Annotated in this window: 9 protein-coding genes; 6 read left to right on the forward strand and 3 right to left on the reverse strand. The window is 73.5% G+C overall.

Annotated features, from left to right (window positions below; genetic code table 11):
• The 6 genes from VMR86_17800 to VMR86_17825 are packed head-to-tail and all read left to right on the forward strand — an operon-like array spanning nucleotide 1 to nucleotide 7531.
• Nucleotides 1-945: a DUF58 domain-containing protein gene (locus VMR86_17800; GenBank protein HTO08908.1), complete on the forward strand. Its 945-nt coding sequence runs from the start codon at nucleotides 1-3 to the stop codon at nucleotides 943-945.
• A complete protein-coding gene (locus tag VMR86_17805) occupies nucleotides 938-1408 on the forward strand; it encodes a DUF4381 domain-containing protein (protein ID HTO08909.1) in 471 nt (156 codons plus the stop codon). Before VMR86_17800 ends, VMR86_17805 begins: the two co-directional genes overlap by 8 nt.
• Nucleotides 1395-2405, forward strand: coding sequence for a VWA domain-containing protein (locus tag VMR86_17810; GenBank protein HTO08910.1), 1011 nt, complete (start codon nucleotides 1395-1397; stop codon nucleotides 2403-2405). Before VMR86_17805 ends, VMR86_17810 begins: the two co-directional genes overlap by 14 nt.
• A complete protein-coding gene (locus VMR86_17815; protein HTO08911.1) occupies nucleotides 2395-3975 on the forward strand; it encodes a VWA domain-containing protein in 1581 nt (526 codons plus the stop codon). Before VMR86_17810 ends, VMR86_17815 begins: the two co-directional genes overlap by 11 nt.
• Entirely contained in the window at nucleotides 3972-5246 is a 1275-nt protein-coding gene (locus VMR86_17820; protein ID HTO08912.1) for a hypothetical protein, read from the forward strand. Before VMR86_17815 ends, VMR86_17820 begins: the two co-directional genes overlap by 4 nt.
• Nucleotides 5243-7531 (forward strand): tetratricopeptide repeat protein, encoded by a 2289-nt coding sequence (locus tag VMR86_17825; GenBank protein HTO08913.1) that lies wholly within the window; start codon nucleotides 5243-5245, stop codon nucleotides 7529-7531. The genes VMR86_17820 and VMR86_17825 overlap by 4 nt, the downstream gene beginning before the upstream one ends.
• Nucleotides 7532-7540: 9 nt before the next feature.
• Here VMR86_17825 and VMR86_17830 read toward each other — a convergent pair whose 3' ends face one another.
• The 3 genes from VMR86_17830 to VMR86_17840 form a co-directional block, all read right to left on the reverse strand.
• Nucleotides 7541-8554 (reverse strand): aldo/keto reductase, encoded by a 1014-nt coding sequence (locus tag VMR86_17830; GenBank protein ID HTO08914.1) that lies wholly within the window; start codon nucleotides 8552-8554, stop codon nucleotides 7541-7543.
• A 53-nt stretch (nucleotides 8555-8607) separates the two neighbouring features.
• Complete coding sequence (locus tag VMR86_17835) at nucleotides 8608-9054, reverse strand: DUF695 domain-containing protein (GenBank protein HTO08915.1); 447 nt, start codon at nucleotides 9052-9054, stop codon at nucleotides 8608-8610.
• A gap of 46 nt (nucleotides 9055-9100) precedes the next feature.
• On the reverse strand, nucleotides 9101-9502 hold a 402-nt coding region (locus VMR86_17840; GenBank protein HTO08916.1), incomplete at its 5' end, for a hypothetical protein.

Raw genomic sequence — 9502 nt, forward strand, 5'->3', positions numbered from 1 at the left:
GTGGCTGGCGATCTGGGCGCGGCGTACGTCTCGGTGGAGCACCTGGCGCGCTTCGAGTGGCGCGCGCGAGGCCTCTCGCTCCTGCCGCGCCAGCGGCGGGGCAGCGTGCTCGCGGGCCAGCACGGCTCGCGCGTGCGCGGGCGCGGGCTCGACTTCGAGGAGATTCGCGCCTACCTGCCGGGCGACGACGTGCGCAACCTGGACTGGCGAGTCACTCTGCGCACCGGGCGGCCTCAGGTGCGCGCCTACAGCGAGGAGCGCGACCGGCCGGTGCTCGTGGTCGTGGACCAGCGCATGTCGATGTTCTTCGGCACGCGCCGCGCGCTGAAGTCGGTCGTCGCCGCGGAGGTCGCGGCGCTGGTCGCCTGGATGGCGTTTCGCGCGGGGGACCGCGTGGGCGCAGTCGTGTTCGGCGACTCGGACCTGGTGCGCATCTCGGCGCTGCGCAGCCGCGCGCGCGTGCACCAGGTGCTGGGCGCGATCGCCGCGCGCAACACGGCGTTGCGCGCGGACCTGGCGGTGACTCCCGGCGACGGCATGCTCGATCGGGCGCTCGAGTCGGCACTGCACGCGGCGACCCATGACCACCTGGTGTGCGTGGTGAGTGACTTCGCAGGCGCGGGCGAGCGCACGCTCGAGCTGCTGCGCGCGCTGGGCGCGCACAACGACGTGGTGGGCGTGCTGGTGTTCGACCCCGCGGCGCGGGCCAGCGGCGGGCGGGGCGAGCTCGTGGCGTCGAGCGGCGAGCTGCAGGTCGAGCTCGACCTGGCCGATCGCAAGCTGCGCGAGCCGCTCGAGAGCTTCTTCGCGGGCCGGCTCGTGCGCGTGGCGGAGCTCTTGCGGCGCGCGGCGGCGCCGCTGTTCGCGATCTCGACCGACCGGGACCCGGTCGAGGAGATGAGTCGCCTGCTGGGACGCGGGCGTCGCGGGCCCGCCCATGCCTGACTCGTCCGGCGCGCTGCAGGGGCTGGCCGAGCTGCCGCTGCCGGCGCCGGTGCCCTATACCCCAGAGACGCCAGGCGCATGGGCCGTGCTCGTGCTGCTGCTCGCCGCGGTCGCGGCGCTTGCCTGGCGCGCGCTGCGCCGCTGGCGCGCCAACGCCTACCGGCGCGCCGCCTTGCGCGAGCTGGCCGGGCTCGAGCAGGCGAGTGACCTCGCGCGCCTGCCTGCGCTGCTGAAGCGCACGGCCCTGGCGGCGAGGCCGCGGCAGCGCGTGGCCGCGCTGTCTGGCGCGGCCTGGCTCGAGTATCTCGACGGGACCATGGGCGGGCGTGAGTTCGCCGCGGGGCCGGGGCGCGCCCTGGCGACTCTCTCGTATACGAAACAGCCCTCGCTGTCCGCCGAGGAGACGCGCGCGTTGCTGCGGCTGGCGCGCGACTGGATCGAGCACCACCGTGCCGGTGTTTGAGGCGCCCTGGGCGTTCGCGCTGCTCGCGCTGCCCGCCGCGGCGCGCTGGCTCTTTCCCGCGCGCCACGAGACCACGGCGGCCCTGCGCCTGCCGTTCTTTCTCGACCTGGCGCGGCTCAGCGGCCGCACGCCCAGCCCGGGCGCGGTCGTGCCGCGCGCGGGCTTCATCGGCCTGGTCGTGAGCACGCTCGCGTTCGTTCTGATCGTGCTGGCGGCGGCGCGGCCGCAGCGTCTCGAGCCGCCCATCTCCCACAGCGAGTCACTGCGCGCGCTGTTTCTCGCGGTCGACCTCTCGCAGTCGATGGAGACGCGCGACTTCCGGGACGCCCAGGGTGCGCAGACCGACCGCCTGAGCGCGGTGAAGGCCGTGGTCGACGAGTTCATCGCGCGGCGCGCGCACGATCGGATCGGGCTGATCGTGTTCGGCACCGGCGCCTTCCCCCAGGCGCCGCCGACGACCGACCACGCAGCCGTGCGCAGCCTGCTCGCCGCGTCGCGCATCGGCATGGCGGGGCCGCAGACGGCGATCGGTGACGCGATCGGCATGGCCATCAAGCTGTGCGAGAAGTCGACTGCGCCCGAGAAAGTGCTGGTGCTGCTCACCGACGGCTCCGACACGGCGAGCCGCGTGCCCGCGACCGACGCCGCGGCACTCGCGAAGCAGCGCGGCATCGTGATTCACACCGTAGGAATCGGCGATCCCGCGGCCGCGGGCGAGGACAAGGTCGACCTCGACTTGCTGCAGAGGATCGCCGACACGACCGGCGGCCGCTTCTTCCGCGCTGAGGACCGCGCGGGACTCGAGGACATCTACGCCACGCTCGACCGGGTGACTCCCGAGAAGGTGAGCCGGCTCGAGTACCAGCCTCGGGTCGAGCTGTTCCAGTATCCGCTCGCTGCGGCGGCGCTCTTGCTCGCGGGGTATCACGCGATCGCCGCCCTCCTGTCGCGGCGCGGGCGCCCGATCCCGGCGGAGGCGCTGCGCGATGCCGCTTAGTGACTTCCACTTCCTGCGCCCGCTCTGGCTGCCGCTCGTGCCGGCGGCGGCGGCGCTGCCCTGGCTGCTCGCGCGCCGGAGCGACCCCCTGCGCCGCTGGCAAGGGCTGATCGATCCGGTGCTCCTGCCGCACCTGGTGGTGAGGGCGGGGCAGGGCGCGCGCATCGGTCCCGTGCACGTGCTGGCCGTGATGCTGGGGCTGCTGGGCGTCGCGCTGGCCGGCCCGACCTGGCAGCGCGAGCGGCCACCGTTCGCGCAGGACCGCGCGCCGCTGGTCGTGGCGATCGAGACCGCGGCCTCGATGGATGCCGCCGACGTGTCACCGACGCGCCTCGAGCGCGTGAAGCAGAAGGTCCACGACCTGCTCGACCGGCGCGCCGGCGCGCCCACGGGCCTGGTCGTGTGGGCCGGCAGCGCGCACGTGGTGCTCCCGCCGGCCGACGATCCGGCGGTGCTCGCGCTCTTCCTCGACGCGCTCGACACGCGGCTCATGCCGGTGGCGGGCAAGAACCCGACGGCCGCGCTCGCCGCCGCCGAGTCCGCGCTGGGTGACTCGGCGGCGGAGGGGACCGTGCTGTTCTTTGCCGACGGCGCCGACGCCGACCAAGTGACTCCGTTCGCGCAGCGCGCCCGTGAGTCGGCGAGCCAGGTGCTGCTGCTCGGCGTGGGCACGTCCGCGGGCGGGCCGATGCGCGCGCCCGACGGCGGCGTGGTGACCGATGCCGACGGCCGCCCGCTGCGCGGAGACTTCGACCGCGCGGGGCTCGAGAGACTGGCGCGCGAGTCCGGAGCGCCGATCGCGAGCGTGACCGTGGACGGCGGCGACGTGGCGTGGGTCGAGCGGCGCGCGCAGCGCCACCTGGAAGCGGCGCAGGCGGCGCACGCCGAGACCCGCTGGCGCGAGTCGGGCTGGGCGCTGGTGTTCCCGATCGCGCTGCTCGCCGCGCTGCAGTTCCGCCGCGGCTGGCGCGTCGCCTGGAGCGGGGCCGTCCTCGCCGCGCTGCTCGCCGGCGCGCCGGGCCGCGCGGCCGCCGACCCGCTGCCGGGTCTCTCCTGGCTCCTCACGGCGGACCAGCAGGGACGCTTCTACTTCGCGCCCGGCGAGTACGCCGAGGCCGCGAAACACTTCGCGGACTCGCGCTGGAAGGGCATCGCGCTCTACCGTGCCGGCGAGTTCCGGGCGGCGCTGGTCGAGTTCGCGCGCGGCGACGACGCGGAGAGTCTCTTCGAGCAGGCCAACTGTCGCGCGCGGCTCGGTGAGTACGCGCTCGCGGTCTCGGTCTACGACGCGGCGCTCGCGCTGCGGCCGGACTTTCCCGAGGCGTCACAGAACCGCGCGCTCGTGGCAAAGCTCGTGCCCAAGCCCGAGAACGAGCCCCCGCCCGAGGATCCCAACCTGAAGCCCGACGAGGTGCAGTTCGACGAGCAAGGCAAGCGCGGGAAGGCCGGCAGGATCGACGCCGCCATGATCCAGCAGCAGAGCGCGGAGCTGTGGATGCGGAACCTGCGCGCCTCGCCCGCGGATTTCCTGCGCCAGAAGTTCGCGATCGAGGCGGAGGGCGCGAAGTGACTCGCGGCTGGTCTGCCTGCGCGGCGCTGCTCCTGTGCGCGGCCGCGGCGCGTGCCGACGAGCCGCGCGCGGAGGTGCGCGCGCGCCTCGAGCCGGCGGGGAACGCGCTGGTCGGCCAGACCGCGCATCTGTACGTCGACGTGTGGGTCACCTCGTTCTTCACCTCGGCGCCCGAGCTGGCGCCACCCGAGATCCCGGGCGCGGTGGTGAAGCTCGTGCAGGACCGCGGCGTGCACCTGAACGACCGCCGCGAGGGAGTCGACTGGTACGGGCTCGAGCGCGACATCGCGATCACGCCCCTGGTGGCCGGCGCACTGCAGGTCCCGGCACTCACCGTGCGGGTCACCCCGGGCGGCGGCGCGGCGGTCGCCGAGCTCCGGACCGAGGCGTTCCAGCTGGGGGTGACTGTACCGGCGGGCGCCGATGGCGCGCCGGTGGCGCGAAACCTGCGCCTCACCCAGACTCTCGTGCCCGAAGGAGGGGAGCTGCACGTGGGTGACTCCGTCACGCGCGCGATCCGGGTCGAAGCGGACGGCACGCCAGGCATGTTCCTGCCGCCGCTTGCGCTGGGCGAGGTCTCCGGCCTCTCCGCCTACCCGAAGGCTCCCGACGTCGACGATGCGCGGCGGATCGACGCCACGACCTACGTCGCGCAAGCTCGCGGCCACTACGCGCTGCCTGAAGTCAGCCTGCGCTGGTTCGACCTCGACACGAAGGCGCTGCGCAGCGCGCGCGCCCCGGCGGTCGAGCTGCACGTCCTGCCGGCGCCTGCGGCTCCGCCGGAGTTCGCGTTGCCAGAAGACGCTCGGGCGCGGCGGGGCCTGGTGGCCGCCGCCGGTGTGGGAGCGCTCGCGCTGGCCTTCTGGCTCCGGCCGCGCCTGGCGCACACGGTGACTGTGCTGCAGCAACGCCGCCAGGCGCGCAGGCGCGCGCGCGAGGCTTCCGAAGCCTGGGCGTTCGCGCGGCTGCGGGCGGCGCTGCGCCGCGGGGACCGCGCGGCCGCGGTGCCTGCGCTCTACCGCTGGCTCGATCGCGTGCCCGGGGCCGGCGCGCCGGCCGAGGTCGAGACCGCCGTCGCCGTGGCGCACGAGCCGGAGTTCGCGCGCGCCGCGCCCGCGTTCCTCGCGCGCGCGTTCGGCGCAAGTGACTCCGCGGTCGCGGACGCGGCCGCCCTGGGGCGAGCCGTCGGCGCGGCGCGCCCCCGCCTGCTCGCGCCCGCGGGCGCCACTCACTCCGCTGGCAGCGGCCTTCCGCCGCTGAACCCGACTTGACCCCAGAGAACCACCGCACGCTCGCGCTCCTGGCCGGCGCAGCCACAGTCGTCGCGGCCGGCTCGTTCCTGCTCTTCCACTCGCCGCGCGTCGCCAAGCCCATCGCGGCGGCCGCGCCCGCAGCGGAGGCGCCGGTCACGCTCGAGTACGTGGGCAGCGACCTGTGCGGGACCTGCCACGGCCCGGAGGCCGGCGCCTGGCGGGAGTCACAGCATGCGCGTGCCATGCAGACCGCCGACCCGAGTCACGTGCTGGCCGCCACGGTCGGCGGCCCGCTGCGCGCGAAGAACGGCCGCTACTCGATGGCGGTCAACGGGCCCGACGGCAAGCCCGGCACCTTCCCGGTGAAGTACACCTTCGGCCTCGACCCGCTGCAGCAGTATCTGATCGAGCTGCCCGGCGGGCGGCTGCAGGCCTACACCTGGGCCTGGGACGTGCGCGCGCGGCGCTGGTTCGACCTGTACCCGCACGAGAAGCTCGTGGCCGGCGACGAGCTGCACTGGACCGGCCGGCAACAGAACTGGAACTACATGTGCGCCGACTGTCACTCGACCGACGTGCGCAAGCGCTACGACCCGGCGAGCGGCAGCTTCGATACGCGCTTCGCCGAGATCTCGGTCGGCTGCGAGTCGTGCCACGGGCCGGGCTCGCGCCACGTCGCCTGGATGCGGGCGCGCCGCACCGATGGCACGGGGCTGTCGGTGTCGTTGCGCGAGCGCGTCGGCGTGCAGTGGACCCCGAGCCCGATCAGCGGCACGGCCGCGCGCAGCGCGCCGCGCAAGACCGAGACCGAGATCGAGATGTGCGCGCAGTGTCACTCGCGGCGCTCGCAGATTGCCGAAGGCTACCGTGCGGGCGCGCCCTTCCTCGACCACTACCGTCCGGCGTTCCTGACTCCGCCCCTCTACCACTCCGACGGCCAGCAGCGCGACGAGGTGTACACCTGGGGCTCGTTCCTGCAGAGCAAGATGTACGCGAAGGGAGTCACGTGCAGCGACTGCCACGAGCCGCATTCGTCCGGCCTGCGCGTCGAAGGCAACGGCCTGTGCGCGCAGTGCCACGACCGAGCGCGTTTCGACACCCGCGCGCACCACCACCACTCGCCCAGCTCCGCGGGCGCGGCGTGCGTGGCGTGTCACATGCCGGCCACGACGTACATGCAGATCGATCCGCGCCGCGACCACAGCCTGCGCGTGCCTCGCCCGGCCGAGGCGGTCGCCCTGGGCGTGCCGCAGCCCTGTGAGTCGTGCCACAAGGGCAAGGGGGCGGCCTGGGCGGCCGCCACGGTGCGCGCCTGGACCGGGCACGACCCCAGCGGCTTCCAGCGCTTCGCCGCGGTCTTCCACGACGCCGAGCTCGACAAGCCGGGCTCGGCGAAGTCACTCGCCGCGCTGGCGTCCGATGCGGCGCAGCCGGCGATCGTGCGCGCCTCGGCGCTGGAACGGCTCGAGGGCGCGGTCGACCCGGCGGTGACCGACGCGGTGACCCAGGGGGTGCAGGACCCGAGCGCGCTGGTGCGGCTCGCCGCGATCGACGTGGCCGCGCGCCTCCCGCAGTCGCCGCGCGCGGTCGCGCTGCTTCCGCTGCTCTCCGACCCGACCCTGGCCGTGCGCATCTCCGCGGCCGACGCGCTGGCCGAGCTCGGCGACTCACAGGTGCCCGAGGCACGGCGCGCCGCTCGCACGCGCGCTGCCGAGGAGTACGTCGCGGCGCAGCGCTACGCGGCCGACCGGCCCGAGGCGCGCGTGAACCTGGGCACCTACTACGCGCGCCGCGAGGAGTACGACGCGGCCCAGCTCGAGTTCCGCGCCGCGCTGGCGCTCGACCCGAAGTGGGTCCCCGCGTACGTGAACGGGGCCGACGCGTTCCGCGCCCAGGGCCGCGACGACGAGGCGAAGCGCGTGCTCGAGGAGGCGCGCAGCCGCGCCCCCGCCAACGCGGACGTGGAGTACGCGCTGGGGCTCACCGAGGTGCGGCTGCGCGAGCGCGACAAGGCCATCGACGCGCTGCAGCGCGCGGTGAAGCTCGGCCCCGACCAGCCGAGATACACCTACACCCTGGCGATCGCGCTCCACTCCTTCGAGCGCACGCCCGACGCGCTGCGCCTGCTCGACGCCGCGGCGAAGAAGTGGCCCGCCAACCGCAACGTGCTGCTGGCGCGCGCCACGATCCTGCGCGACTCGGGCCAGCGCGATCCGGCGCGCAAGGCCGCCGAGGACCTGCTGCGCGCCTACCCGGGCGACGAGGACGCGCAGGCGCTGATCGAGCAGCTCAGCGCGAAGTGAGTCCCGCCCTCAGTCGAGCTGCATCGCGCCCATCATGGCGCGCACGCGCTGGTGGAAGTCGTAGGGGTAGACGAGCTCGAGCTTCGAGGCTTCGTCCAGGCGCTTGGCCTGCTCCTCGGGAATCACCAGGTCGGCCGCGCCCAGATTGTCTTCGAGCTGGTCGAGCGTGCGCGCGCCGAAGATCGGCGAAGTGACTCCCTTCTGCGACGCGCACCAGCCCAGCGCGATCTGACTGGGGGTCTTGCCCAGCGCCTGCGCCACCGACTTCACGGCGTCGGCGATCGCCAGGTTCTTCTCCGAGCGGAAGCGCTCGCGGTTCATCGGGTCGACCGCCGCGCGCGAGCCGTCGGGGGCCGCGCCGCCCTTGCCGATCTTGCCGGTGAGCAGGCCGCCGCCCAGCGGGCTCCAGGGAATCACTCCGATCCCCTCCTCGAGACACAGCGGCAGGTGCTCGCGCTCGATGTAGCGGCACACCAGCGAGTACTGCGGCTGCAAGCAGTCGAAGCGCGCGGTGCCGAGCTCCTTCGCGAGCGCGGTGGCCTTCATCAGCTGCCAGGCCGAGAAGTTCGAGCAGCCGATGTAGCGCACCTTGCCCGCACGCACGCAGTCGTCGAGCGCGCGCAGTGTCTCGTCGAGCGGCGTGGTCGGGTCGTAGGCGTGCACCTGGTACAGGTCGAGGTAGTCGGTGCCCAGCCGGCGCAGGCTCGCGTCGACCGCGTCGAGAATGTGCTTGCGCGAGAGTCCCAGGTCGTTGGGCGTGGTGCCCATGGGGCCCGCGACCTTGGTCGCGAGGATCACCTGGCTGCGCTTGTTGCGGATGGCGCGGCCCGTGATCTCCTCCGAGACACCGGTCGAGTACACGTCGGCCGTGTCGACGAAGTTCCCGCCGGCGTCGAGGAAGCGCGCCACGATGCGCGCCGAGGTCGGCTCGTCACAGCCCCAGGTGGTGTTCCCGAAGGTCATCGTGCCGAGACAGAGATTCGAGACCTTGAGGCCGGTGCGGCCGAGCTTGCGCAGCTTCATGAGACCCTCCCGATGTCCAGGGACCGATGCTATCGCAGACCCGGAGCCGGGTGTTACTCGTTCCGGTCCGCCAACAGGTGGTACTGGTGCCAGTCGGGGTCCGCTGCCAGATGGATCTCGATCGGAAACACGGGCTCGCCGCGGAGCGCATCGTTGAGCGCCCGCATCATCTCGTCCTCGGCGCGAGCGTAGAACTGCCACTCGCGCGTGCCCTTGCCGGTCACGGTCACCATGTGAAATGCGACTTGCCTGCCCTCCACGCGCTCGACGAGGAGATCCTCGAGCCGCTCCATCCGCGAGCGAACGTCGTCGGCTGGAAGTCCCGATGCGCCGTCGTCGTAGTGCCAGGCGAGGGTCACGAGCGTGGGGTAGCTGCCCGGGTCGACATGGCGCGGCACGGTCGCGCGGAAGCGTGCGATGTATGGCTTGCCGTCGAGCTGGCCGGTCGAGACGATCCAGCGATCCTCAGGCGAGCACGCAACGAGGCCGAGCCGAGACAAGGCGGCGCAAATCACGCCGCCTGAGCGCCCACGCTTCACGCGCCGACTATACTCGGAAGGCGGCGACCAGGGCGCGGAGTCTCTCGACCTCGCTCGCGACCTTGTTCGCGACGCCGAGGGTCACGTTCGCGACCTTGCGGTTCTCGAGCGCGGCGGCGGCCACGTCGCGCACGACCTCGCGGGCCGAGCTCGAGCCCTGCACGGCCTCGGCCGCGCGCTCCGACATCTCGACCGAGACCTTCTTCAGCTCGTCGGCGCCGCGGGCCGAGCTCTTGCTCGCGTCGGCGGCGCTCGTGATCGCGCGCGTGATCTCCTCGGTGCGCTCGACCGAGTCGGCCACGCTCGCGGCGATCTGGGCGCTGGTGCTGGTCTGCTGCTCGACCGCGATCACGATCGTGCGCGTGTTCTCGTGCATCTCGTCGATGATGCGGCCGATGGTCTCGATCGC

It is taken from the genome of Myxococcota bacterium (assembly GCA_035498015.1).
In the GTDB taxonomy this organism is placed as follows: Bacteria; Myxococcota_A; UBA9160; order SZUA-336; family SZUA-336; genus VGRW01.

Coding starts and splice junctions, on each gene's coding strand:
- VMR86_17805 (HTO08909.1), top strand. CDS start 938: ATGCCTGACTCGTCCGGCGCGCTGCAGGGGCTGGCCGAGCTGCCGCTG.
- VMR86_17815 (HTO08911.1), top strand. CDS start 2,395: ATGCCGCTTAGTGACTTCCACTTCCTGCGCCCGCTCTGGCTGCCGCTC.
- VMR86_17830 (HTO08914.1), bottom strand. CDS start 8,554: ATGAAGCTGCGCAAGCTCGGCCGCACCGGCCTCAAGGTCTCGAATCTC.